This window comes from Rhodococcus sp. OAS809, from assembly GCF_040546695.1.
Classification (GTDB): domain Bacteria; phylum Actinomycetota; class Actinomycetes; order Mycobacteriales; family Mycobacteriaceae; genus Rhodococcus_F; species Rhodococcus_F qingshengii.
Window position 1 is genome coordinate 2,886,406 of record NZ_JBEPOI010000002.1, and the last position, 25,461, is coordinate 2,911,866.

Below are 25,461 nucleotides of genomic sequence, written 5' to 3' on the forward strand. Positions count from 1 at the left end.
ACGCGGCCAAGGCCTCCTGTTCAACTCCCCTTCAACATCGCTTCCATCTGAGTGATTTCCGCCTGCTGACCGGCAATGATCGCTTCTGCCATCTTCTCCGCCGACGGGTCGAGCCCGTTGTCGAGTTCGGTCTGGGACATGGTGATGGCACCCTTGTGGTGCTCGATCATCATCGTCAGCCACAACTTGTCGAACTCCGCGCCACTGGCATCGGTGAGGGCGGTCATGTCGTCGGCCGACATCATTCCCGGCATCTCGGCCATCCCGACGCCGTGTCCCGCGTGCGCCGACTCATCCATGCCCTCCATCGAACTCGACGAAGGCTCGGGGCGTCCCCACTCCGTCAACAATTCGGTCATCTGAGCCATCTCCGGGCATTGCGCTGCCTCTATCTGCGCTGCAAGAGAGAGAAGTTCGGCATTGTCGGTTCGACCGTCGACCATTCTGGCCATGTCCAATGCCTGCGCGTGATGCGGGTACATTCCTTCGAGAAACTCGATGTCGGCGGCATTGACACCCGCAGGAATCTCCGACTGTGCTGCGACGCTGGTTGTTTCGGAAGAATGGTTGATGCTCTCCCCGGAGTTGTCCGAGCATCCGGCAATCAACAGTGCTGCCGCTGCCACAACCGGAACGAACCGCGCGGCGCTCTTCCTGACCGTCAAAGACATGTTTTCACTCCCGAGAATTGATTCTGTTCGATATGCACTGCACCACAATTGATTTGACAAGAGTGCTGCACATGCACAGTTGCCACGTTACCGGCGAAAATCCACCGCGAAGCCCGATAACCGGCTCGAACAGGCTTCCTTCATCGAATCTTCACAGTCGAGTGGAAACCACCACGCGACAGCAATGCAGACACGCAGTCGACTAACCTCGGTCTGATGAGCGCCGAACTACGACCTGGCGAGGAACCGGGGCGCGTTCTTGTCGTCGACGACGAGACTGCCCTCGCCAAGGTTGTCGCCAACTATCTGACACGCGAAGGATTCACCGTGCGCCTCGCCCACGACGGGCCGAGCGCAGTACGTTCGGTGCGCGAATTCGAGCCCGCGCTGATCGTGCTCGACCTGATGCTCCCGGGCTTCGACGGTCTGGAAGTCTGCCGGCGGATCCGTACGTTTTCCGACGCGTACGTCCTGATGCTCTCCGCCCGCGGTGACGAGTCGGACAAGGTGACCGGACTGGCAGCTGGCGCAGATGACTACGTGGTCAAACCCTTCGGCCCCCGCGAGTTGGTTGCGCGAGTGAAAGCACTGCTCAGACGGCCACGTGCGTCGAGCATGCTGCCGGAAGCGCTGCCGACGCCACCCGGTCTCGACATCGACGTCCTCGCCCGCACCGTGCATGTCGACAACCGCCCGGTCGATCTCACACCCACCGAGTTCGCGTTGCTCTCCGCCCTCGCTACCCGACCTGACGCCGCCTGGAGTCGAGCAGACATCATCGCCTCGGTGTGGGGGTCGCCCTGGTTCGGGGACCAACACATCGTCGACGTCCATGTCCGTGCATTACGCCGCAAACTCGGCGACGACGCGACCGATCCTCGGTTCATCAGAACCGTCAGGGGCGTCGGATACTCCCTGAGGTCGTCATGAACGCGGTCGTCATGAACGGGGTCGTCATGAAGAAACTCGGGCTACGCGGAAAACTGCTGCTCGCACAGCTTGTCGTCCTGTTCGTTTCCTGCCTCGCCATCGCCGCCGTTGCCATTGCCGTGGCTGCCCCACTCTTTCACAACCACCTCATGATGGCCGGCATCGAAGACTCGAATGTCCGTACCCACACCGAAGAAGCGTTCGCTCAGACCATGACCATCGCACTGTTGTGCGGGATCGCGGTCGCATTGGTGGGTGCAGGCATCGCCGCGGTCTACATCGTCCGACGCATCACGGCCCCGATCACAACGCTCGCGGAGGCGGCGCAAAGCGTCGCCGACGGGAACTTCGACGTGACTATCGACAGGTCTGACGTGGACGCAGATTTCACGCGTCTCGAAACTGCCTTTGCCGACATGGCGGCACGCCTTGATCATTCGGATCGGGTCCGCAAACGCCTGCTTGCCGATCTTGCCCACGAATTACGCACTCCGGTATCGACTTTGGCTGCGTACGTGGACGGCATCGAGGATGGCGTCCTCCCCACGGACAACTCTTCATGGTCGGTCATGCGCGATCAACTCGAAAGACTGCGTCGGCTCTCTTGCGATCTGGCGGACGTCTCCGCGGCCGACGAACACGCTCTCGAACTCGATCGCCGAGATGAGAAGATCGACGACATCGTTTGCAGCGCAACGGCAGCAGCGGCGCCACGTTTCGCCGAGCGTGGAGTCGAATTGACGACCGCTCTGTCTCCGCAACCGATCACGGCCGAGGTCGATCGCCAACGAATCGAACAGATCCTCGCCAATCTGCTCGAAAACGCGTTGCGGCACACTCCGAGCGGAGGTTCGGTGACGGTGACACTCGCACGGGAAGGTGACCACCTCTCGGTGTCCGTCACCGACACCGGTGACGGAATTCCCGCAGACCAACTCGAATCAGTCTTCGACCGTTTCCATCGCGGTGATCGATCCGACGGTTCCGGTTTGGGGCTCACGATTGCGCGCAGCCTCGCGCTCGCACACGGCGGCGATCTGTCGGCGCTCCGAAACGAGCAACCTCTCGGCAGCACGCTGATCCTCACCTTGCCGACAGGTTTCAGGCTGCCGCTTTGAACGGATCGTGCTCGGCGATCAGCTTCTCGAGTCGAGCCTCGTCCACTCGAACCCTGACTGTGGATGCCTCCTGCTGATCACGAATCACCTTTGCCAACGTGAACGTACTGGTGACCAAGAACAGCAAGGACATTCCGAGAAATCCGCGTTGCCACGCATCGATCGGAAGATACGCAATTCCGAGGAGGGTGCCGACAAAACTGACGGCAAAGGCTATTCCGGCCTGAAGATAGAAGGCTGCAGTGGTCTTCGAGGGTGTTGTCGGTGTGCTCATGCTTCGAAGTCTGCTCGCCCATCCCGGCACTCGGATGCGTAGTCCTACTCGAGTGCGCACGGTACTTCCCCGGCAAAAATCAGATGCCGTTACCCATCCTGGTGGATAGTCTCGGTCCGGTATCCGGAGTTGTTCCAGAACAGTCAGACGGCAGGAGTGATCGATGACCCGCAGACATATCGCCATGGTGAGCATTCCGGCACCGGGCCACGTCAATCCGAGCCTGGCGATCATCGCGCGTCTCGTCGCCGCCGGTCACCGCGTCACCTATGCCAACGACGAGTCGATGCGTGAGATCATCGAGGCGACCGGGGCCGAATTCGCACCGTACGTCTCCACGCTGCCCAGCCTCGTCCCTTCTCCCGACGGCGCCGAACCCGAGAAGAGCTGGGACGGGGATCTGATCGATCAGTTGACGATTTTCCAGGACGATTACGAGTCGATGCTGCCGCAGCTACGCCGAATCTACGAAGACGATCGCCCTGACCTCTTTCTCTACGACATCGCCGGCATTCCGGCACGAATACTGGCTCAGCAGTGGGGCGTTCCCATCATCCAGTTGTCGCCGACGTACGTTGCCTGGGACGGTTACGAAGCCGACGCCGCACCGATGTACGACGAAATTCGTTCCGATCCGAGAGGCGTCGACCTGCTCGATCGGGAGACCCGGTTCTTCCGCGCCGAAGGCGTCGAGGTCGATCCACGTGAGTTCACCGGACGCCCACCCCGTGCAATCGTGCTGATCGCAGAATCGATGCAGCCCAACGCCGATCGCGTGAACTGCGACGTCTACACGTTCGTCGGCCCCGCACTCGAACCGAGCAGTCAACCTTGGGTGAACCCGGATCCCGAACGCAAGCTCTTGTTGATCTCGCTGGGTTCAGCATTCACCGATCATCCGGATTTCTACCGCACCTGCGTCGAGGCTTTCGGCCAGATGGACGGCTGGCACGTCGTCCTTCAGATCGGAAAGCAGGTGCAGATCTCAGATCTCGGACCATTGCCCGACAACGTCGAAATACACCGTTGGGTACCGCAGTTCGCGATTCTGCAGCAGGCCGACGCGTTCGTGACCCACGCGGGTATGGGCGGATCCAGCGAGGGACTGGTGACCGGGACACCCATGATCGCAGTGCCGCAAGCCGTCGATCAGTTCGGCAACGCCGACTCGCTCGTCGACGCCGGTGTCGCAGTACGCGTCGACAGCGCTACCGTCACGGCAGTAGAGCTTCGTGAGGCGCTGACTCTGGTGAGCGCCGACGAGTTCCGCCGACGCAGCGCGGAGTTGGCAGAAGAACTCGCAGCGGCGGGCGGTGTGTCCCGTGCCGTCGAATTGATCGAAGCCGCTCTACCCGGCAGCGGGCCCAGATAATGTCTGCTACCAGTGCCAGGCGTCGCCGCCCACGTTCTTGATGGTTCGCTGCAGCACAGTGATGGTGGTGACAAACTCCTCTTCGGTGATTCCCTGCATCCGCTCTTCCTGCAGCATCTGCTGTACCCGCGCGGCGCGATCGAACTGCTCGGAGCCCGCATCAGTCGGGCGAAGGACAGACCCGTCTTCGCGCGCCCACCCCAGTTCGAGGGCAGAGTCGACGGCGTCATCGATCACGTCGGTGGATTCGTTCGGACCGATCGTCCGCAAGAGGACAGCGCGCTCCACCCCTTCAGGGTGCAGCGAAAGTTGGTGCAGGACCCACCACCCCGGCTGGGTGACGCCGATCGCTTCGAGTGCTCCGCGCGTGCGCGCGCGAATCGCTTCACCGGCTCGCGCGGTCCAGAATCCGATCGGCTGGTTGGCCGGTGGCTGCATCGCTTGTTTGTTCATGCACACGACGATAAAACCTCAACGGAAGTTAAGGTCAACCACCAGCGAGGTGAAGTTCTACATATGTTGCGTGATTGCTCTGCCGATAATGCGGGCGGCGTCGGGGAACTCACCCGGGTTCGGTCCGGCGTAGTTGAGCCGCAAGAACTTTCCAGTCGGTTCTGCCGGGAACCAATCGTCACCGGCTCCGACGATGACGCCGGCCGACCGGCAGTCCTGCACTACACGTTCGAGGTTCGTGGGTGTCCGGGAGCCGAAGCCAGAGGTTGAGTCCGCCTTTCGGTACGGCATCGAGGTGAGCGTCCGGCGCATGCTCGCGCAGACTCGAGACGAGGAGGTCGCGTCTGGCCTCGAGTTGGTGACGAAGCCTGCGCAAGTGCGTTCGCCAGGCCGGTTGGGTCACGACGTCGAGCGCTACCGCTTGCAGCATCCCGCTGACGTACATCGAATCTGCCTGTGTATCAGCCAGAATCCGCTCGTACGCCGGACCCCGAGCGATCAATCCGGCAACTCGCACCGATGGGGACACGCTCTTGGTCAGCGCACGAAGGTAGACGACGTGACCGCTGTCGTCTCGTGCAGCGATGGGGCTGGGATCTGCGGTGATTCCGAAGTCGAGCGCCGAACTGTCCTCGATGAGGAATGCGCCGTGCCGACGGACGGTGTCGAGAACCTTGTCAGCCAACGACGGCGACCACAGCGCTCCGGTCGGACTCGCGAAGCTCGGTTGTGCGTAGAACGCACGGGCACCGGTCTGTTCGAATGCACGCGAAAGCTCTTCAGGATCAGGACCGTTGGCGCCGCTGGAAATCGGAATGACCGTGACTCCAGCCTGCGCGGCGGCCAGGATCGCTCCCCAGTAGGTCGGCGATTCCATGAGCAACGGACGCCCCTCCCCCACCAACGCGCGAAAGGACGTCGCAAGCCCACCCTGACTGCCGGGAAGTACAACCACGTCGTTCGGCCCCGGCGGAGTGATCCCGGCAGGAGTGGCGGAACCCAATTCGGAGGCAAACCAGGACTGCAGTTCCGGAAGCCCGGCAGCGAGGGGCCGATTGAACACGGCGTCGGTTCGCGTCGCCCTGGTGAAGGCTGCACGAACCAGACCTTCCGGCAACAGCTCTCGGGCCGGATAGCCGGAATGCAGCGCGATCACGTCGTTGGAGGTGGACTGCAGCGCCATGGGCAACTGCAGACGATAGTTCGGCGATCCGAGCGCCGCTGTCTGCCACCCGTAGTCGTTGGGTCGCACGACGCGCGCTGCGCGCACGAAGGTCCCCACACCGGGACGAGCCTCCACAACCCCCTGAGATACCAGTGTTCGCAGCGCCTTCTGCACGGTGACCGGACTCGCCCCGTGCAGGCTGACGAGCGACCGAGTGGACGGAAGCTTCGCGCCTGGAGGAGCCGTCGCGATCCACTCACGCAAGGCTGCGACAATCCTCGAACTGCTATCATTGGACATGTCGAATCATAGTAGCGCTACTCTTCTTTCGCCGCCAGCGCTATCGCGAATCAATGTCCGTTTCCAGACCGAACCCTGAGGCGCCCTTCTCATCTGAAACACAACTCACCCACCCGAACCGGAGAGGTACGTAACCGCGTGAACACACCCATCGATCAGGCCCGCAAGCTCGAGAATGTCAGGTACGACATCAGAGGGCGAATTCTCGACAAGACCGAAGAACTCGAGGATCAGGGACACACGATCCTGCGACTCAACGTCGGCAATCCGGCCCCCTTCGGGTTCGAAGCTCCGGACGAAATCATGATGGCCATGATCCGCAATCTCCCTACCGCGCAGGGATATTGCGATTCTCGCGGACTGTATTCGGCGCGCACTGCGGTGGTCCAGTACTACCAGACGCGGGGTATCACCGACGTCACCGTCGACGAGATCTATCTCGGAAACGGTGTGTCCGAACTGATCACCCTGACGATGCAGGCCCTCTGCAATCCAGAGGACGAGATCCTGATTCCCGCTCCCGATTATCCCTTGTGGACGGCTTCGGTTTCACTTGCCGGCGGCACGCCCGTGCACTACCTCACCGATGAAAGCCAAGGCTGGGCACCGGACTTCGACGATCTGGAAGCTCGGATCACGCCGCGCACCCGAGGGATTGTCGTCATCAATCCCAACAATCCGACGGGCGCCGTCTACTCGACGGAGGTGCTGCAACGCTTCGTGGATCTAGCGCGCAAACACGATCTGATGCTCTTCGCCGACGAGATCTACGAAAAGATCGTCTACGACGGCCGATCCATGACAAACCTTGCGACGATGACCGGGCGAGACGTTCTGTGTCTGACGTATTCGGGACTGTCCAAGGCCTACCGCGTGTGCGGATTCCGAGCCGGATGGCTGGCCATCACCGGACCACTCGAGCGGGCGTCGAGCTTCATCGAAGGCATCAAATTGCTGGCCAACATGCGAATGTGTGCCAACGTGCCGGCGCAGCACGCTATCCAGACTGCACTCGGCGGACGCCAGTCCATCGAGGACCTGTTGCTTCCACAAGGTCGGCTGACGGCCCAGCGCGATCTCGCACACACCACGCTCAACAGCATCGACGGGATCAGTTGCCAACAGGCCGACGGGGCGCTGTACCTGTTCCCCAAGCTCGACGTCGACAAGTTCGGCATCGTCGACGACGAGAGGTTCGTTCTCGATCTACTGGAATCGGAGAAGATTCTTGTCAGCCACGGTCGCGCGTTCAATTGGATCGAACCCGATCACTTCCGGTTGGTGACTCTCCCCAACACCGACGATCTCTCGACGGCACTCGAGCGACTCGGCAACTTCCTCAGTTCCTACAGCCAGTAGCCCTGGGTACCGGGCCCACATACGACTGAACGCCGACCGGATTTCCGGTCGGCGTTCAGTGGTGAAAATCAGCAGGCGATCAGGCAGTGACGATCGCGTCGAGGGCCGAGTAGAACAAGCCCAATCCGTCGTCACTGGGACCGGTGAGAGCCTCGGTGGCGTGCTCGGGGTGCGGCATCAAACCGACGACCCGGCCGTTGGCCGAGGAGATGCCGGCGATACGACGCTGCGAGCCGTTGGGGTTCTCCTCCGAGTAACGGAAGACGACGCGGCCTTCGCCCTCGAGTTCGTCGAGAACCTTCTCGGACGCCTGGAAGCGACCTTCACCCGACTTGAGGGGGATGAGGATCTGCGCGCCGGCCTCGTATCGCGAGGACCACGCCGTGTTGTTGGCTTCGACCGTCAACCACTCGTCGCGGCAGATGAAGTGCAGACCCTGGTTACGGGTCAGGGCACCGGGCAGCAAACCTGCTTCGCAGAGGATCTGGAAACCGTTGCAGATGCCCAGGACCGGCATGCCGCCCTTGGCTGCTTCCACAACCTTGCCCATCGCGGGAGCAAAACGTGCGATCGCGCCGCAACGAAGGTAATCGCCGTACGAGAATCCGCCGGGCACGATGACCGCGTCGACACCCTTGAGGTCTGCATCGCCGTGCCAGAGTTCGACAGCTTCACCGCCGGCCAGGTTCACTGCCCGAGCCGCGTCGATGTCGTCGAGCGTGCCGGGGAAAGTGATTACTCCGATACGTGCGCTCATGCCTCGACTCGCCTGACGGTCCAATCCTCGATCACCGTGTTGGCCAGCAGGCCTTCGGCGATCTTCTCGAGTTCGGCGTCTTCGACACTGCCGTCGATCTCCAACTCGAACCGCTTGCCCTGACGGACATCGGATACTCCTGCAAAGCCCAGGCGAGACAGTGCCCCGACAATTGCCTGTCCCTGGGGGTCGAGAATCTCGGCCTTGGGCATGACTTCGACGACGACACGGGCCACGTGCTGCTCCTCGGTACTAGTGCGCGAACCCGGAGTGAAACGCTCGGGTGATGGCCAGTTTACCGGGCGGACCCGAGATGGTTCGCATCGAGTGATCGGGGCGTGACGGCCACCACCTGTGAAACCCGCCTGCGAGTCCCTTCGGGGCGGCGCATACTCGAAATCATGCGACTGACACATTTTGGCCATTCCTGTGTGCTCGTGGAGTTGAACGGCTCGAAGATCCTCTTCGATCCCGGCAACTTCTCGCACGGATTCGAAGGCATCACCGGCCTCGACGCCATCCTCGTGACACATCAACACCCCGATCACGCCGACCCTGCGCGGCTGCCCGAACTGGCCGAAGCGAATCCCGACGCCGTGCTCTACAGCGATCCGCAGACGGCTGAAAAGCTCGGTGGGCGCTGGGCCGGCGTCCGGCCGGGCGACCGGTTCAGCATCGGCGACGTCGAGGTGACCGGAACGGGCGGAGAGCACGCAATCATCCATCCGGACCTACCGATGATCGACAACACCGCGTTCCTCCTCGGTGACGCCACCAACCCGGCACGGTTCATGCATCCCGGCGATTCCCTCTACGTCCCCGAACAGAAGGTCGACGTTCTCGCCCTCCCCGCCGCCGCACCGTGGCTCAAGATCTCGGAGGCCATCGACTACCTCCGCGCGGTGGCGCCGCGCGTTGCGGTTCCCATTCATCAAGCGATCATCCGCGACGAGGCCGCAGGCATCTTCTACGGTCGCTACTCGGAAATGGCTGCCGACGGCACCGAGTTCCGAGTTCTCGACGAGGAGTCGAGCGTCGAAGTCGCCTGATTCGGTTCTCACGCACTCACATCGACGATGATCCAGCCGGTGCTCGTGCCACCGGCTGCGTCGGTGAGTGTGTAGAGAATCCTGTCGGTGCCTGCCTTCGTTCCGGCTTCGAACACCACTTCGCCGTTTTCGAGCTTCACGGTGCCACCGAGAAGTGACGTCGCCCCGACGCCGGTCACTTTGATCGAATCTCCGTTGCTGTCATGATCATTCGCGACGGCGTCGACGGTGACTGTGCCGCCTGAGCGGACCCGCGCGGTGTCGAGTGCGGCGTACGGTGGGATCGGGCTTGCCGTGTACCGACCGACGTCGTCGAGTCGAGCCGAGGCAACCTCCGCCGCATCGACGATGGCAGCGAATTCGGTGCCGTCGAAGCGCGAGAGGTCGTTACCGTTCATGATGGTCGATCCCTCGGCGCCGCCGCCGTGGTAGTCGTCGGCATAGAAGTTGTGGCCCAACTCGTGGCGGAGAACGCGGCTGAAGTTGCCGTCGGACTCGGCACCGACATGCGCGTAGCTGTGGTCGAGTTCGAACTTCGAGTAGTAGGCATTTCCGCCACCGGATGCGCACACGACGGTCGCCTGATCGACACTCGACCCGACCTGATCGGACCACAGATCTTCTAACTGCTCGAGATTTTCACAACTGCTCGAGTACGGATCGCCGGCGGAATCTGCCCGCAGGACAACTCGACCGAGGACCGGCCGAATCCCGACGTCTCTGATCCAGATGGCAGCGGTGCGGGCCATTGATTCCTCGGCCCGATCCAGAGCGACGGCGGCACTGCCTGCGCCGTGCGCGGAGTACCACTCGCCACTGAGGTCCAGTCCGACCACGAACTGCTTGACCGTCTTGCCGACCCTTGCGGCCGAGGCCGGCGCAATGGCCGCGGTGGGCCACTTGGGTTTTGCGTCGATCGGCGCCGTGCTGCGACCGACCACCTCGGATCCGACGAACTCTATCGAAACACCACGATCGAAAATCACCTGCCCGCGCAGTGTTCCGGCGGAGTCGACGATGGCCGAGACGATTGCGTCCGGACGCCCTTCCACGCTGCCGATGTACGAACGGGGCGCCGGGATCACCGCATCGGTCAGCTCTCCGTCGCTGTCTTGCACAGCCATCGAGAACTCGGATCCCCGCAGGTTCATCTTGTGAAGGCGCAGTGTGAGTTGCTCACCTTCATCGTCGACGGTTGCGGTGCGGACGCCATCGCTCGATCCGCTCGATCCGCTCGACCCGCCGTCGACACTGCCCGTCGGCAGCGTGTGAACCGCGCCGGTCGGAGCGGCAGACGCGAGCGCCGGAACGAACGCAGCACAGACGACTGCGCCCACAGCCACGGCGACAAGACCCTCGGCCGACTTGGAGAACACTCTCGTGCGCATGGCGAGATCCCAATCCCATCTACTAGCGGCAGATTAACTGCACGCACTCTAGCAGTGGGAGAGCTGGCTGACCCAGCGCTCTAATTAATCGTCCGTTTTATGCGATTTTGACCCACTCTGCACTACTACCAGCAAGGAAGTGGAGAAACGCGAAGAGTCTGCCCGCTCGGACAACCCGGACAGACGACATAGTCTCGTAGCTATCAAATAGTTGCCAACTGCCGAATTCAGGCAGCGCCGAGCTCCTGAGACGGGGAGTTCCACCGATACACCTGCGAGTCGGCTTCGTGGAAGAGGGCAAGGTCGACGGCGTCGAGGACGGCCTGACGTGGGCCCTCGTTTCCCAACTGCTTGGCCGTGATCGACAATCTGACCAGTCCCCCACGTTTGGCGGCACGCCCGGCTCCGAGAACCAATGCGCGACACCACCACGGCTCGGCCTTGAAGCCTTCGCCGATCCCGAAAACCCTTCCCCGTTGCAAGGTTCCGCGGGTCAGATCATGCACTGCCCCGAGGCCTGCCATCGTGCGAAAGCCCGTCTCCGGCAACACCGACATGGCACCGGGCGATGCCACCCAGCGCGGCGGTGCGAACACCCGGGTCCGAAGGCCTGCATGCTCGAGAACGCGGTCCGCAGCGAGTAGTCGCAGTTTCGCTTCGTGCTTCGACAGAGTGGCGAACTCGGCTCGGCGACGCTTGGTCGCGGCCTGGTCGTAGCCGTGCAGAACGATGGCATCGCCGTGCTCGCGACGCTCACGCAGCCAAGCCGTCGTCACCGCGTCGTCGGCCAGTCGGTATTTGTCCTTCAGTCGCGGCGCCACCAGGAGCGACAAGCGGACACCTCGAGTGTCCATCTCGTCTGCGAATCCGGCAGCGAGATAACATGTCTCGTCTCTGATTCCGGATACCGACACGATCAGTTCTGCGGACATACTCCGATAGTGGCAGCTGTGGGTGAACAGCACACTGCCGCCGGATGATCATCCGGCGGCAGTTTTCAGCGCACCTACTGGTTCTTGGAAACCTCTAGTTCTTGGGAAGCGCAGCTTCGATCGCGGCGACAACCTCGGGTGCGTCAGGCTCGGTCCGCGGACGGAAGCGGTTGACGACGGTGCCGTCCGGTCCGATCAGGAACTTCTCGAAGTTCCACTGAATGTCTCCCGCAGCGCCTTCGGCGTCGGCCGCCTTGGTGAGCTCGGCGTACAGCGGATGCTGGTTTTCGCCGTTCACCTCGATCTTCTCGAGAAGCGGGAACGTGACGCCGTAGGTAGTGGAGCAGAACGTCTCGATCTCTTCGGCGGTACCCGGTTCCTGCCCCATGAACTGGTTGCACGGGATACCGATCACGGTCAGACCGCGATCGGCGTACTCGCTGGCCAGCTTCTCGAGCGCCGAGTACTGCGGGGTCAGTCCACACTTGGACGCGACGTTGACCACGAGGACGGCGCGGCCGTCGTATTCACCCAAAGAGGTGGGCACGCCACCGAGGGTGTTGATCGCGATGTTCTGTACTGGAGTTGTCATAGGCTCCAACTTAGCGACTCTCTCGCGCACTGCTCCTTCGCGCACTGCTAATTCGACGCTCCGAGAATGCGATCGAGGTCGTCCAGAACGGTGAGGCCGCCGAGCGGTCCGACGCCGGTGATCCAGTAGGACATGTCCACCAGATGCGGGTTCGGGAAGAATCCGGCGTTGTCTGCGACGGCCTTCGGCATCGTGCCGGCATCGGCCGGTTTCGCGGAGGTGACCAGGATGAGGTCGGCGTTGGCTCCGGCGACGAATTCCGGGGAGAGGTCGACGGAGATCGAGTTCTCCCAGTCGCGTGCGGGAATCGTGAGTCCAGCACATTCGAGAGTGCTTCCGGCAAACGACGTGGGTCCGTACAGCGTCAGAACGTCGTCGCGTGGGCGGATCAGCTGAGCGGTCTTGCCCTCGGTGCTGTGCTTGCTCGCCACTTCCTCGCAGCGTGCCGTGTAGTCACCGAGCAGTTCACCTGCCTGATCGGTCTTGTTCAACGCCTCTGCGACGAACTGGACGTTGTCCTGCCACGGATCGGTCTGAGTTGCCATGTAGACGGTCGGTGCGATGGCAGCGAGCTGCTCGTACATATCGCCGTGCCGCGATTCCGTTCCGATGATCAGGTCCGGGCTCAGTGCGACGATCTTCTCGAGGTTCGGTGCCGCGACGGTTCCGACCATCTCGATCTCCGCCGCTTTCTCACCGAGGTACGCCGGAACGCCGGTCGTCTCGCTGAGTACCGCGGTGCCCACGGGAATCACGCCGAGCGCTACCGACGTGTCGAGCTGAACCGGCTCGAGCACGACAACTCGCTGCGGATCCGTCGGTACGTCGGTAGTTCCGCGGGCGTGGGTGACCGCGTGCACGGTGTCGGCAGACTGACTGCCTGTATCCGTCTTGTCGTCACTGCCACACGCCGTTGTCGTTGCCACTATGGCGGCGAGGACAAAACCACCCAGCACGTACTTCGTCCGCGAGTTACTGCGTTTCATTCACAAACTCCTGTTACCGACTGCTTCCGACCGTCACAGCCACGTGCATTCACCGCGGCTGAGCAAAGGATTCACCATCCAATAGTCTGGTGAGCCTAACCTACGAGACTGGAGCCTCATCATGTCTTCCCTCCCCCGCCACAGCGACGGTGTCCTGGGGAAAGGATCTATGCAGTGCCTTTCGGAATTTGTCGCCAATCCGCAAACCAGTCGACGCCCTCACGCCTGTACACGGCAGTCGTCGACCGCCGGCGAACCTATGGTCGGTCGCGCCGGAATGACACATCTGTGGGTATTGATCGAGCATCCCGGCCCCTGGCCGGCGTCCGCCCCTGACGACGTTCTCCCCGTCGCGCTCACCGAAAAGATCTACGCAGCGCAGGGCCGTATCCGTGTCGTGGTGATCCGGCGGACCCGCAACCGCCGGGTGCTCACCCCGACGTGTGTACTCGCCTGGACGGACGGCACACGCCAATGGATGCGGGAAGGGGCGGTCGACCGATACGAGGACCTGTCGGTACTGCCGTTCGAATCGATGGCCACCGGAGCGGAACCCGACTTCGGCCGCTCCCGCACGGAACCGCTCTTCGCAGTCTGCACGCATGGAAAGAAGGATGCGTGCTGCGCGGAACTCGGCCGCCCGGTCGTTTCGGCGCTGAACGCGGCACAGATCGCAGATGTGTGGGAATGCAGTCACATCGGCGGAGATCGTTTCGCGGCCAACATGATTGCGTGGCCTGCCGCAGTCTATTTCAGCCGACTGGACGGCAACTCCGCAATCGATGCTGCCGAGAAATACCTAGCCGGAGAATTGGAGCTGCTGCACCTGCGCGGCCGGGCGGCACTGTCACAGGCCGCTCAGGCAGCCGAACATGCTGTCCGACGCGCCACCGACATCGTCGCCACGGACGCACTCGAGAGCATCAGCGAGAGTGTCGACGGAGAACACACGACTGTCGATCTTCGGTTGGAGGGGAGAGACTTTCGCGTCGTCGTTCGCTCCGGTCCTCCAGGGCTGCCGTTCCGACATGATTGTGGTGCCGGAGGGACCGTCCAATGGAGCGGATGGACCGTCGAGCACGTTCGCGAGCAACCCCACTGACCACTCGATTTCGACAAGAGTGCCCGGCAGGCCATCGAACCGAGATTTGCGCTGACTGACAACACTTCGAATCAGGTCGCGATGAAGGATCGACGCCCCTGGTGTTTACAGCTTGCATTCTTCCCATGACCACCGCACTGACGCCGAATGCCGTACCCCGGTCTGCTGATCCGATCAAAAGTGAGGTCGACTACGAAACACTGGCAGAGAAATTCCGTCCGATCTTCGCGGACATCGCACAAGGCGTCGTCGAACGCGAACGCGATCACGTGCTTCCCTTCCAACAGATCGACGCGCTCAAGAATGCAGGCTTCGGCGCCGTTCGGGTGCCGACAACACACGGTGGATCGGGTGCGAGCATCCCGCAATTGATCCGCTTACTAGTCGAGCTGTCGAGCGCCGATTCCAATATCACCCAGGCCCTGCGCGGACATTTCGCATTTGTCGAAGACCGACTGGTCGCCGACCCAGGCCCGGAGCGTGACATCTGGCTCCGACGCTTTGCGGAGGGACAGTTGGTCGGCAACGCGTGGACCGAAATCGGCGACGTTGCATTGGGCGAAGCCAACACCAAGGTCTCGCCCGCACCCGATGCCGACCATTTCCTGGCGAACGGGGCAAAGTTCTACAGCACGGGTTCCATCTTCGCCGACTGGATCGACCTGTACTCGCAGCGCACCGACACCGGCGCATTCGTGATCGCGGCGGTCGAGGCGAGACAACCCGGTGTCACACACAGTGACGATTGGAACGGGTTCGGCCAGCAGACGACTGGCTCCGGTTCGTCCGTCTACGAGGACGCAATTGTACAGCCGGAGAACATCTTCGACTTCTCGACGCGATTCAAATACCAGACCGCGTTCTACCAATTGTTCCACCTCGCCACTCTCGCCGGCATCGCCAAGGCTGCTACGATCGAGATCTCTCGTCGAGTTGCCTCTCGCACTCGAACCTTCAGTCACGGCAACGCTCCGAGATACGCGCAGGATTCGCAGATCCAGCAAGTTGTCGGCGAGGTGTCCTCTGCAGCCTTTGCAGCCGAGGCCGTAGCGCTGCACGCAGCACAGTCGTCCCAATGGGCTTACGAAGCCGCATTCTTCGGCTCGCCGGAGGAGGAGAAGGCCGCCAACATCGCAGCCGAAATCGATTCGGGGCGAGGGCAAGTCGCCTCGATCGGACTCGTCGTGCCGGCCACGGCCAAGATCTTCGACGCACTCGGTGCTTCCGGAGTCAGCCGCGACCTCGATCTCGATCGATTCTGGCGCAACGCCCGCACCGTCGCCAGCCACAATCCGGTCGTCTTCAAATCCAAAGTTGTCGGCGACTACGAAATCAACGGAACCGAACCGATTTACGTGTGGGCCATCGGGACCGCACCGACCGAAAAGGATGAACAGGCATGACCGTGACCAGTGAAACCGAAGTCTTCGTCGGCGTTCCCGACACATCCGAGGGCTGGATCGACCGGGCTCGCGAGGTGAGCAACATCCTTGCCGCCGACGCACTCGCCCGCGACCGAGCCGGCGAACCACCGTTCCGAGAAGTTCAGCTGCTCAAGGACAGTGGTCTTGTGACGCTCCTGGGCCCGGTCGAGTTCGGCGGCGGCGGGCAGCGATGGGAGACCGCCTACAAGGTGGTTCGGGAGATCGCCCGCGCCGACGGCTCCATCGGACAACTGCTCGGATACCACTACCTGTGGGCATGGGCAGCCAGATTGGTCGGAACCGATCCGCAGATCTCCGCTGTCGAGGAGCTGTACACGAGCAACCGATTCTTCTTCGGCGGCGCGGTCAACCCTCGAGACACCGACCTCACCGTCGCGGACCGCGGAGACACCCTGGTGTTCAACGGTGTGAAGTCGTTTTCCACCGGCGGCCGAGTCACCGACCTCACGGTGCTCGAAGGAATCATCGACGGAACTGCGACGCATGTGTTCGCAATCGTGCCGACTGCTCAGGACGGCATAGTCTTCCGCGGTGATTGGGACAATCTCGGGCAGCGCCTCACCGATTCCGGCAGTGTCGAGATCAACGACGTCGAGGTCGACTGGGCAAGTGCGGCAGGCTTTGTCGACAAGGAATTCCAACCTCTGGTCTACAACACCCTGAACTTCCCGGCGATCGAGATCGTGTTCGCCAACTTCTACCTCGGGATCGCTCGTGGCGCACTGGACACTGCCGCCGAGTACACCCGAACCCGTACGCGTCCATGGCCGTACGGCGGTGACAACCGCGAAATCGCAACCGACGAGTGGTACCTCCGTGAGGGCTACGGCGACTTGCAATCCAAGCTGTGGGCAGCGGAGGCCTTCGTGGACCAGGTCAGCCGTGAGGCCGACGCCGTGCTCCACGACGCTCGCGAAAACCTCACCGAGCAGGCTCGCGGCGACCTCGCCGTACGCATTGCGGCCGCAAAACTTCGCGCCGCCGACGTCTCCTTGGAGATCAGCAACAAGATCTTCGAACTGACCGGTGCCCGAGCCACGTCCAACGACGTCGGCCTGGACATCTACTGGCGCAACATCCGGACGCATACCCTTCACGATCCGCTCGCGTACAAGCGCCGTGAAGTCGGTAGTCGTTTTCTGACCGGCGAGATTCCCGAACCGACCTGGTACACCTAGCCACGAACAGAAAAAGACCGTCGCACGGTTGGTGCGGCGGTCTCTTTCATCGTTACGACCAGGATCACTGATCGTAGATCGGGTTCCGCGCCTGCAGCGCAGTCAAACGTTCAGCAGAGCGGACGTTTCTAGTGATGGCTCACGAACGACTGTTTGGTGCCGGTCGGAGCCGTTTCGAGCTTGTGCTGCTCTTCTTCGTCCTCGTCGTCGAGCATCGTGGCTTCGTTGAACGGAATCTTCCCGTCGAGTACCTCGACGACGCGTTCCTTGTCGATCGTCTTGGTCCAGGCGCCGACCAGGAGAGTCGCAACCGCATTGCCCGAGAAGTTGGTGATCGCTCGCGCTTCCGACATGAAGCGGTCGATTCCGACGATGAGTCCGACGCCGTCGAGAAGCTCGGGGCGATGGCTCTGCAGTCCGCCTGCCAGCGTGGCCAGACCGGCGCCGCTGACTCCGGCAGCGCCCTTGGAGGCGATGATCATGAACACCAGCAGCGAGAGCTGTTCACCGAAACCGAGTGGCTGTCCCATGGCGTCGGCGATGAAGATCGAGGCCATCGTCAGGTAGATCGCGGTGCCGTCGAGATTGAACGAGTAGCCCGTGGGAACGACGATGCCCACCGTGGTGCGCTCGACGCCTACGTGCTCCATCTTGGCGATCAGACGCGGCAGTGCCGATTCGGAGGACGACGTGGCGAAGATGAGCAGGTACTCACGGGCCAAGTACTTGACCAGCTTGAAGATGCTGAATCCGGTGACCGCGCGCAGCAGCGTTCCGAGAACACCGAAGACGAAGATCAGGCAGGTCAGGTAGAAGCCGATCATCAGCGTGCCGAGCTGGACGACGGCGTTCAAACCGGTCTGGCCGACGACGCTGGCGATGGCACCGAAAGCACCGATCGGGGCGAGCCAGAGGATCATCGTCAGGATCTTGAACACGAGCTTCTGGATGTATCCGACGGCCTTGAGGATCGGTTCACCCGACTTGCCGAGCGACTGGATCGCGAAGCCGACCAGAAGGGCGACGAACAGAGTCTGCAGCACGCTGCCGGCTGTGAGGGAGGACAGCATCGACGTCGGAATGATGGACGCGATGAAGTCCCAGGTACCGCCCGCGCTGTGGGCCTGATCTGCAAGCTTGGCCACGGAGGCCGCATTGGGCGTGATGTTCAGGCCACTGCCCGGGTTGAGCAGGTTGCCGACGCCCAGGCCGATCGCGAGTGCGATGGTGGACATCCCGATGAAGTAGGCGAGTGCGAGGCCGCCGACCTTGCCGACCTTGGCCGCCGCTCGAACCGAGCCGATGCCGAGCACGATGGTGCAGAAGATGACCGGGCTGATCATCATCTTGATCAGGCTGACGAACAACGTGCCGAGTACACCGACGGACTTACCGAACTCGGGTGCGAGCCAACCGACGAGGATGCCGCCGATGACCGCGACGATGACGCTCATGTAGAGCCAATGCGTCTTGTCGCGCTTTGCCTTGGTGCCCTCGGGCTGTGGGGAACCGTCTACTGTCCCTGTTGCCGTGCTGCTCATGGGGTGTCCTTTGGATCGGATATCTGTGAAGTGATCGGGATCACTTCGAGTCGTGGAGAATTCTTGTTGCAAACAGGTGGGCCCGGAAGTTTGTGTTCATTACGTTCAGGAGGCGCTCGATGGTCGAACGAAAGACCGGCCGACGTATGAGCGTCGCCAGGCAGATCCTGCTCCTGCAATTGGCGTTGTTGGCGCTGGTCATCGGTGTGGGGGCCGCGCTCGCAGTTGTCGACGAACGCCGAGACAGCGACGACGCGATCCGCAGGCAGGTGAGCTCGATAGCGCAGACTCTCGCCCTGTCGGATTCGACGGCGGCAGCCCTGACGAGTCCGGACCCGACCGCGATTCTGCAACCACAGACCGAGAAGATCCGACAGGCAACCGGCGTCGATTTCATCGTGGTGATGGCGCCTGATCGCACTCGGTTCACCCACACGAGCCCGGAGCTGATCGGTCAACTCTTCACCGGGAACATCGACCGCGCACTTGCCGGCGTGACCTTCACAGAGACGTACGCCGGGTCGCTGGGGCCGTCGATCCGCGCAGTCACTCCTGTCTACGATTCCGGCGGAACCTTGGTCGGTCTGGTTTCTGCCGGTGTCACCCGCGAGCAGATCACCAAGCAGTTCGCCCAAAGTGTTCCGGTCATCCTGTTCGTTGCCGGCGGCGGTCTTCTTGCCGCCCTCCTGAGTTCACTTCTGGTGAGTCGGCGTATCCGGCGACAGACCCTGGGGATGGCGCCGGATGAACTGCGCACCATGTACGAACACCACGACGCCGTCCTGCACAGCATCGGTGAGGGTCTGGTGGTGATCGGGCGAGGCCGAAGCAGAGATGCGCGAGTGGATATCGTCAACGACGAAGCGCGTCGCCTCCTCGATCTACCGGACGGGCCCGTGCCACTTTCGTCCATCCCCGAGACCATGCGAGTCGACGACGCCTCTCCCGCGAAGGATCAAGTGCACCTCACCGACAAGCGTGTGCTGGTGGTCAACCAACACCCGGTTGAGTGGGAGGGCAACAGAATTGGCACCGTGCTGACAATTCGCGATCACACCGAATTGCAGAACGTACTCGGGGAATTGGATTCGGTACGCAGTTTTGCCGAGTCGCTTCGATCGCAAGCCCACGAGAGTGCAAATCGTCTGCACACGATCATCACGATGGTCGAGTTGGGCCGGAACGAAGACGCAGTGGCCTTCGCCACCAATGAATTGCGAGTGTCCCAACAGTTGATAGATCGTCTGATGAATGCGGTCCACGAGCCGGCGCTCGCCGCACTGCTGCTCGGGAAAATGAGTGAAGCGGCCGAACGCGGGGTCGACCTGACCATCACCGAAGACACCGCGCTCGGTCCGGTTCCTTCGCTCAATGCACGCGAGTTGGTCACGCTGGTCGGCAATCTCGTGGACAATGCTATTGACGCATCGCGCGCGAGCAAGTCTCCGTGGGTGGAAGTGACGGTAATGGAAGAGGATTCGATGATGGTTGTTGCCGTCGCCGACAGCGGCCCGGGAATGACACCCGAAGCACTCGAAAAGGCCAAGGGCCGTGGCTACTCCACAAAATCCGGCTCTCGCGGACTCGGTCTCGCACTGGTCTCTCAAGTGGTGAAACGGCACGGCGGCACGCTCACCAGCGAGCCGGCGATGGGCTCCATGCTGGTTGTCCGTATCCCGCTGCGCGAGGTGGAAGCACCGCGATGATCCGTGTGCTGATAGTCGACGACGAACCGTTGATCGCCCAGGCGCACCGTTCGTACGTCGAGCGTGTGCCGGAATTCGTGGTCCACGGCGTGGTTCATTCCGGGAACGCCGCCGTGCGTGCAGTTACGGCGGCCAACGCCACCGACCAGCCCATCGACCTGGTCCTGCTCGACATCGGGTTGCCCGACGCCAGCGGTCTCGACGTGGCTTCCGCCCTGGGCGGTTTGCGGCCCAGTCCGGACATCATCGCGGTTACCTCGGCGCGCGATCTGGAGGTGGTCCGAAGCGCCGTGGCTCGCGGGATCGTCCTCTATCTTCTCAAGCCGTTCACTTTCGCAGCATTCCGCGACAAGCTCGAGCGCTACCTCGAATATCGTGCAGCGCTTCCCGCTGGAGAGTCTGCGGTCAGTCAACACGACATCGACCGCGCGATGTCCGCGCTACGAACGTCCGACGATCGAGCAGCGGCACCGAAAGGCTTTGCGTCTCAAACACTCGGACTCGTCGCAGCGTCTGTCCGGGATTCTGAGGGACCCGTGACCGCTGCAGAGGTGGCAGCATCGGTCGGCGTGTCCCGGGTGACAGCCTGGCGCTACCTGGAAAAGCTGGCAGACGACGGCATGCTCACCCGGGAGACCGAGTACGGGCGCGCTGGGCGCCCTCAGGTTCGTTACCGCAGAACCTGATTGACACAGAACCTGACAGTCACCGAACCTGATTGACACAGAAGCTAGTTCGCGCCCACGGTGTCCAACACCCAGGCGAACTCGAACGCGACCTCTTTCCACTTCTCGTACCGACCGCTGACACCGCCGTGTCCGGCGCTCATCTCGGTCTTGAGAAGTAGCGGAGCATCACCGGTCTTGGTGGCGCGCAGTTTTGCGACCCACTTGGCCGGCTCCACGTACAGAACACGGGTGTCGTTGATGCTCGTGATCGCAAGAATGGCGGGATAGTCCTTGGCTTCCACGTTCTCGTACGGGCTGTACGAGCGCATGTAGTCGTAGACGTCCTTGTTGTGCAGCGGATCTCCCCATTCGTCCCACTCGATGACCGTCAACGGCAGCGACGGATCGAGAATCGACGTCAACGGGTCGACAAACGGAACATTGGCGAGAATGCCGGCAAACAGTTCCGGAGCGATGTTGGCGACAGCGCCCATCAGCAATCCACCTGCACTACCGCCGTCGGCAACCATCCGGTCGGCCGACGTGACACCGGTGTCGATCAAATGCTTTGCGCAAGAGACAAAATCGGTGAAGGTGTTCTTCTTGGTGAGCGTCTTGCCGTTTTCGTACCAGTGACGGCCCATCTCGCCGCCGCCGCGCACGTGTGCGACGACGAAGACGACACCGCGATCGAGCAACGACAAGCGGGCAACCGAGAACGACGGGTCGATGCTCGCCTCGTAGGAACCGTAGCCGTACAACAGCAGCGGCGCGGGACCTTCCGGCGCACCTACGCGCCTCACGATCGAGAGCGGAATGCGGGTTCCGTCGTCGGCTACTGCCCAGTCGCGACGCTGCTCGTAGTTACTCGCATCGAAGTCTCCGAGAACGGGCTGCGACTTACGCAGTGCCAGTTCACCACTGGCGACGTAGTAGTCGTACACCTGCCCGGGAGTGATGAATGAGGTGAATCCGAGCCGGATGGTGGGCTGCGCCCATTCCGGGTTGGACCCCATGCCGATGCTGAAGAGTTCTTCGTCGAAGTCGATCTCGTGGCGTTCGCCGTAGCCGTCATCCGTCAACGGCCACACGGCAACCCGAGTGAGCGCCTCGCGTCGGTAGCTCAGGACGAGGTGTCCGGCAAAGGCTTCGGCTTCTTCCAGCCGAACGTCCGCGCTGTGCTCGATCAGCGTCGTCATGTTCGTCGGATCCGACACGGGAGCTTCCACCAACACGAAGTTCTCGGCCTTGATGCCGTCGACGACGTCGTTGTGGAGGATCAGGAAGCGGTCCTCTCCCCCGATCACGGCGTGCTCGGCCCCGTACTCGACGCCCTCGCGACGCGGGATGATGACGCGGAAGTCGCCTTCCGGGTTCGCCGATTCCAGCATCCAGCCTTCGCTGGTCACCTTGGAACCGACCCAGATCATGAGGTACTTCTCGCTGCGGGTGGACCCCACCGAAACCCAGTACCGTTCGTCGGGCTCGTGGAACACCGAAACATCTTGACTCTGCGGCGTTCCCAGCTTGTGACGCCACACCGTGTCCGGACGCCAGGAGTCGTCGACCGTCATGTAGAAGACGTGACTGTGGTCGATCGCCCAGGTGGCGCCAGGCGCGGTATCGGGAATCTCGTCGGCGAGCATCTCACCGGTCTCGAGGTTCTTGAACCGCAAGGTGTACCGCTCGTCGCCGACGATGTCCACCGAGTACGCGAGCAACGTGCCGTCCTCGCTGATGGAGAACGCGCCGAGCGAAAAGAACTCGTGCCCTTCGGCTTCGACGTTGCCGTCCATGAGGATCTGCTCGTCGGCCAGCTCGACGCCGGGCGTCAGGTCGGGCGGAGTCCAGTCGTCTTCACCGGCGATGGGGCACCGGCACTGGACGGTGTACGACTTGCCTTCCACGCTGCGCGAGTAGTACCACCACTTACCCATGCGAGTGGGCACCGACATGTCGGTTTCCTGCGTCCGCGACTTGATCTCCTGGAAGATCTTCTCGCGCAATGGCTCGAGCGCGGCCGTCTGCTCGTCGGTGTACGCGTTTTCGGCTTCGAGGTATGCGACTACCTCGGCGTTGTCCTTGTCCCGCAGCCACTCGTAGTCATCGACGAACGTGTGTCCGTGATGGGTACGTTCGGTGGGGACCTTCTTTGCGACCGGCGGGATCAGGCTCATGCGCTGGGACCGACCCAATCGTCGAAGGACAGACCGGAAATGCGCTCGTACGCCTCGATGTAGCGTGCCCGGGTCGCGTCGACGATCTCCTGCGGCAACGGCGGCGGTGTCGTGTCCGAGCTACGGTCCCAGCCGGATTCGGGGCTCGTGAGCCAGTCGCGCACGAACTGCTTGTCGAAACTGGGCTGCACCTTGCCCGCTTCGTAGCCTTCGAGAGGCCAGTAGCGCGACGAGTCGGGGGTGAGCACCTCGTCGGCGAGCACGAGGTTTCCAGCGGAGTCGAGACCGAATTCGAGCTTGGTGTCGGCAAGGATGATTCCGCGATCGGCTGCGAAGTTGGAGGCGCGGGCATAGACGTCGAGAGTGTCCTCGCGAAGCTGCACTGCCAGCTTCTGGCCGACCTTCTCCACTACCTGATCGAAGCTGATGTTCTCGTCGTGATCCCCGAGAGCCGCCTTGGACGCCGGGGTGAAGATCGGGTCGGGCAGACGCGACGCCTCGACGAGGCCCTCGGGCAACGCGACGCCGCACACTGCGCCGGTGTTGTTGTAGTCGACCAAGCCGGAGCCGGTGAGGAAGCCACGAACGACGCATTCGACGGGAACCATGTCGAGGGAGCGCACGACGAGAGCGCGGCCGAGTACCTCTTCCGGGATGCGATCGTCGTCGGGCTCGCCGGCCAGGTGGTTGGTGCCACCGAGGACGTTGAAGAAGAACACGCTCATCGCGGTGAGCACGCGACCCTTGTCCGGGATCGGCGTGCTGAGCACGTGGTCGTAGGCCGAGATCCGATCACTCGCGACAAGCAGCAGATGCTCGTCGTCGATCGTGTAAAGGTCACGGACCTTGCCACCGGCCAGATGAGTGTAGGAATCAAGTGTAGGACGCACCCGGTCACCCTATCGGGCGTTCGCAGTTCGTACAGAACCCCGGTAGCCGGGACAGGTAAGCGTCCTCGCCGATCGGAGAGCTGTCCGCCCTGCTCATCCGGATATGCAGGTGGCCCCTCGCCAGCAGGCGAGAGGCCACCGTCACAGTCGATGAACTACTGGTTTGCGGGAAGCTTCGACAGGCCCTCGTCGATCGAATCCAGCGTCAGAAGAGCCGTCTGATAGGTCGCGGCCAGCGAATGCTGGACCTGGACGACGTTGCCGGCCTTCACTGCGGGCAATTCCTTCCACAGCTCGGAATTGACCAGCTCCTGCAACTGCGGAGACATCGAGCCGTCGGCGTTGAGGCCGTAGACGATCACGTCGACAATTCCGAGATTTTCGCCGATCTTCTCGATGGATACCTGTTCGACGTGGATGTCGGCGGGGTCTGCGGGGGTGCCGGGGAACTGCAGTCCGAGTCCGTCGAAGAGATTGGTCGTGTACGAAGACGCGTACTCGCGTGAGAAGGTGCCGGCCTCCGGCTTGCAGACGTTGCACACGCCGCCGAAGGTCAACGAGCCGAGCTTGTCCTTGTACTTCGCGGCCAGTTCGGCGGTTTTGGCGTCGTAGTCGTCCTTGAACTCGCCGTAGGTGTCGGAGACATTCGCGGCATCGGCGAACTGCTCGCCCAGCACTCGCCAATCAGCAGGAACCGTCGGTCCCAGGAAGACGACGGGAGCGGCCGCCTCGAGCTGCGCCATGTCCAGCTGGCTTTCGACTCGAGCGGGAACACCCATGATGATCAGATCGGGCTCGGCAGCGACGATTCCCTCGTAGTTGAGCTGGGAGACGTTGCCGTCGGGCGCGACCTTCGGCAGAGCTTCGTAAGCGGCCTTGGTCTTGTCGTCCATGTTGCCGAGTTCACGGGTCCACTCGCATACTGCTGCCAGGTTCGCTCCCGCCTGAATCAGCGGCAGAACTGCGTATCCGCAGGCCACGATCCGTTGCGGGTCGCTCGGGATCTCGATGGATCCGTTCTGTGCCTCGAAGACACGGGTCTGCGAGCTCGCGGCTGTCGTCGACGATTCGGACGACGCCTCCTCGGAGTTGCTGCAGCCGGCGACGCCGACCGCCAGCGCAGCTGCTGCGCCGATCACCACTGCGCGGCGAAACCGCGACAGACCTTGAACCCGCATGTTGAACTCCATCTGAACGCACCGGACTGCTCCGGAATTGATTTGGTGAGGCTAACCAATATCAGGGCACTGGACCTTTACACAAACACAGGTCCCGAGGAATGAACTGCGCCTCCCGAGCCGCCCACGCTCACAGCAGCACGCCTCCCACTGAGAGGGAGCAAAGCAAGATTCCTCTCGAATCGGACACGCGAACTCGCTACCTTGCCTTCGCGATACCTCATCGACTC

23 protein-coding genes and 1 pseudogene are annotated in these 25,461 nt (G+C 62.2%); 10 read left to right on the forward strand and 14 right to left on the reverse strand.

What is annotated here, in order from left to right; all coding sequences use genetic code 11:
- Positions 1–20: 20 nt before the first annotated feature.
- Positions 21–671, reverse strand: coding sequence for a DUF305 domain-containing protein (locus tag ABIE52_RS16540; protein ID WP_192711983.1), 651 nt, complete (start codon positions 669–671; stop codon positions 21–23).
- Positions 672–887: 216 nt separating this feature from the next.
- On the opposite strand from ABIE52_RS16540, the gene ABIE52_RS16545 reads away from it, so the two are divergent.
- Positions 888–1,601, forward strand: coding sequence for a response regulator transcription factor (locus ABIE52_RS16545; protein WP_003945526.1), 714 nt, complete (start codon positions 888–890; stop codon positions 1,599–1,601).
- Entirely contained in the window at positions 1,598–2,719 is a 1,122-nt protein-coding gene (locus tag ABIE52_RS16550; RefSeq protein WP_003945690.1) for a sensor histidine kinase, read from the forward strand. Before ABIE52_RS16545 ends, ABIE52_RS16550 begins: the two co-directional genes overlap by 4 nt.
- Here the strand turns inward: ABIE52_RS16550 and ABIE52_RS16555 are convergent.
- Positions 2,703–2,993 (reverse strand): YiaA/YiaB family inner membrane protein, encoded by a 291-nt coding sequence (locus tag ABIE52_RS16555; RefSeq protein WP_003945505.1) that lies wholly within the window; start codon positions 2,991–2,993, stop codon positions 2,703–2,705. The two genes, ABIE52_RS16550 and ABIE52_RS16555, sit on opposite strands and share 17 nt — an antisense overlap.
- Before the next feature lie 163 nt (positions 2,994–3,156).
- Between ABIE52_RS16555 and ABIE52_RS16560 the strand changes: the two genes are divergently transcribed.
- Positions 3,157–4,365 (forward strand): macrolide family glycosyltransferase, encoded by a 1,209-nt coding sequence (locus tag ABIE52_RS16560; protein ID WP_042920301.1) that lies wholly within the window; start codon positions 3,157–3,159, stop codon positions 4,363–4,365.
- A 6-nt stretch (positions 4,366–4,371) separates the two neighbouring features.
- On the opposite strand, the gene ABIE52_RS16565 is transcribed toward ABIE52_RS16560, so the two are convergent.
- Entirely contained in the window at positions 4,372–4,818 is a 447-nt protein-coding gene (locus ABIE52_RS16565; RefSeq protein ID WP_037132303.1) for a MarR family winged helix-turn-helix transcriptional regulator, read from the reverse strand.
- 57 nt (positions 4,819–4,875) lie between these two features.
- Positions 4,876–6,283, reverse strand: a pseudogene (locus ABIE52_RS16570) (aminotransferase-like domain-containing protein).
- Positions 6,284–6,421: 138 nt separating this feature from the next.
- On the opposite strand from ABIE52_RS16570, the gene ABIE52_RS16575 reads away from it, so the two are divergent.
- Positions 6,422–7,642: a pyridoxal phosphate-dependent aminotransferase gene (locus ABIE52_RS16575; protein WP_003945423.1), complete on the forward strand. Its 1,221-nt coding sequence runs from the start codon at positions 6,422–6,424 to the stop codon at positions 7,640–7,642.
- A 79-nt stretch (positions 7,643–7,721) separates the two neighbouring features.
- On the opposite strand, the gene purQ is transcribed toward ABIE52_RS16575, so the two are convergent.
- Both purQ and purS read right to left on the reverse strand, forming a co-directional pair.
- The gene (gene purQ, locus ABIE52_RS16580; protein WP_003945887.1) at positions 7,722–8,399 is read right to left on the reverse strand and encodes a phosphoribosylformylglycinamidine synthase subunit PurQ; all 678 of its coding nucleotides are present in this window, start codon (positions 8,397–8,399) and stop codon (positions 7,722–7,724) included.
- A complete protein-coding gene (gene purS / locus ABIE52_RS16585) occupies positions 8,396–8,635 on the reverse strand; it encodes a phosphoribosylformylglycinamidine synthase subunit PurS (RefSeq protein ID WP_003945817.1) in 240 nt (79 codons plus the stop codon). Before purS ends, purQ begins: the two co-directional genes overlap by 4 nt.
- A 165-nt stretch (positions 8,636–8,800) precedes the next feature.
- On the opposite strand from purS, the gene ABIE52_RS16590 reads away from it, so the two are divergent.
- Positions 8,801–9,448: an MBL fold metallo-hydrolase gene (locus ABIE52_RS16590; protein ID WP_192711982.1), complete on the forward strand. Its 648-nt coding sequence runs from the start codon at positions 8,801–8,803 to the stop codon at positions 9,446–9,448.
- A gap of 8 nt (positions 9,449–9,456) precedes the next feature.
- On the opposite strand, the gene ABIE52_RS16595 is transcribed toward ABIE52_RS16590, so the two are convergent.
- From ABIE52_RS16595 to ABIE52_RS16610, 4 genes are all read right to left on the reverse strand, one after another.
- Positions 9,457–10,836 carry an Ig-like domain-containing protein gene (locus ABIE52_RS16595; protein WP_039973421.1) on the reverse strand — a complete coding sequence of 460 codons (1,380 nt, stop codon included), beginning with the start codon at positions 10,834–10,836 and terminating at the stop codon, positions 9,457–9,459.
- Between the two features lie 227 nt (positions 10,837–11,063).
- Positions 11,064–11,768, reverse strand: coding sequence for a DUF2334 domain-containing protein (locus ABIE52_RS16600; protein ID WP_007734443.1), 705 nt, complete (start codon positions 11,766–11,768; stop codon positions 11,064–11,066).
- Positions 11,769–11,862: 94 nt separating this feature from the next.
- On the reverse strand, positions 11,863–12,360 hold the full coding sequence (locus tag ABIE52_RS16605; protein WP_003945816.1) for a glutathione peroxidase: 498 nt from the start codon (positions 12,358–12,360) through the stop codon (positions 11,863–11,865).
- A gap of 47 nt (positions 12,361–12,407) precedes the next feature.
- A complete protein-coding gene (locus ABIE52_RS16610; RefSeq protein ID WP_192711981.1) occupies positions 12,408–13,346 on the reverse strand; it encodes an ABC transporter substrate-binding protein in 939 nt (312 codons plus the stop codon).
- Between the two features lie 277 nt (positions 13,347–13,623).
- On the opposite strand from ABIE52_RS16610, the gene ABIE52_RS16615 reads away from it, so the two are divergent.
- From ABIE52_RS16615 to ABIE52_RS16625, 3 genes are all read left to right on the forward strand, one after another.
- Entirely contained in the window at positions 13,624–14,448 is an 825-nt protein-coding gene (locus ABIE52_RS16615; RefSeq protein ID WP_354541501.1) for a sucrase ferredoxin, read from the forward strand.
- A gap of 125 nt (positions 14,449–14,573) precedes the next feature.
- Positions 14,574–15,851, forward strand: a complete 1,278-nt coding sequence (locus ABIE52_RS16620; protein WP_192711980.1) for an acyl-CoA dehydrogenase family protein — start codon at positions 14,574–14,576, stop codon at positions 15,849–15,851.
- Positions 15,848–17,071, forward strand: a complete 1,224-nt coding sequence (locus ABIE52_RS16625) for an acyl-CoA dehydrogenase family protein (protein ID WP_054188015.1) — start codon at positions 15,848–15,850, stop codon at positions 17,069–17,071. Before ABIE52_RS16620 ends, ABIE52_RS16625 begins: the two co-directional genes overlap by 4 nt.
- Before the next feature lie 128 nt (positions 17,072–17,199).
- Here the strand turns inward: ABIE52_RS16625 and ABIE52_RS16630 are convergent, their stop codons facing one another.
- The gene (locus ABIE52_RS16630; RefSeq protein WP_192711979.1) at positions 17,200–18,612 is read right to left on the reverse strand and encodes a cation:dicarboxylate symporter family transporter; all 1,413 of its coding nucleotides are present in this window, start codon (positions 18,610–18,612) and stop codon (positions 17,200–17,202) included.
- Between the two features lie 119 nt (positions 18,613–18,731).
- Here ABIE52_RS16630 and ABIE52_RS16635 point away from each other — a divergent pair, with 119 nt between their 5' ends.
- Together ABIE52_RS16635 and ABIE52_RS16640 are read left to right on the forward strand one after the other, a co-directional pair.
- Positions 18,732–20,318 (forward strand): sensor histidine kinase, encoded by a 1,587-nt coding sequence (locus ABIE52_RS16635; protein ID WP_192711978.1) that lies wholly within the window; start codon positions 18,732–18,734, stop codon positions 20,316–20,318.
- On the forward strand, positions 20,315–21,004 hold the full coding sequence (locus ABIE52_RS16640) for a response regulator (RefSeq protein ID WP_003945570.1): 690 nt from the start codon (positions 20,315–20,317) through the stop codon (positions 21,002–21,004). Before ABIE52_RS16635 ends, ABIE52_RS16640 begins: the two co-directional genes overlap by 4 nt.
- Before the next feature lie 44 nt (positions 21,005–21,048).
- Here the strand turns inward: ABIE52_RS16640 and ABIE52_RS16645 are convergent, their stop codons facing one another.
- The 3 genes from ABIE52_RS16645 to ABIE52_RS16655 form a co-directional block, all read right to left on the reverse strand.
- Entirely contained in the window at positions 21,049–23,163 is a 2,115-nt protein-coding gene (locus ABIE52_RS16645) for a S9 family peptidase (RefSeq protein WP_192711977.1), read from the reverse strand.
- Positions 23,160–24,053, reverse strand: coding sequence for a phosphoribosylaminoimidazolesuccinocarboxamide synthase (locus tag ABIE52_RS16650; protein WP_003945463.1), 894 nt, complete (start codon positions 24,051–24,053; stop codon positions 23,160–23,162). The genes ABIE52_RS16645 and ABIE52_RS16650 overlap by 4 nt, the downstream gene beginning before the upstream one ends.
- A 155-nt stretch (positions 24,054–24,208) precedes the next feature.
- Complete coding sequence (locus tag ABIE52_RS16655) at positions 24,209–25,243, reverse strand: ABC transporter substrate-binding protein (RefSeq protein WP_192711976.1); 1,035 nt, start codon at positions 25,241–25,243, stop codon at positions 24,209–24,211.
- Positions 25,244–25,461 lie beyond the last annotated feature (218 nt).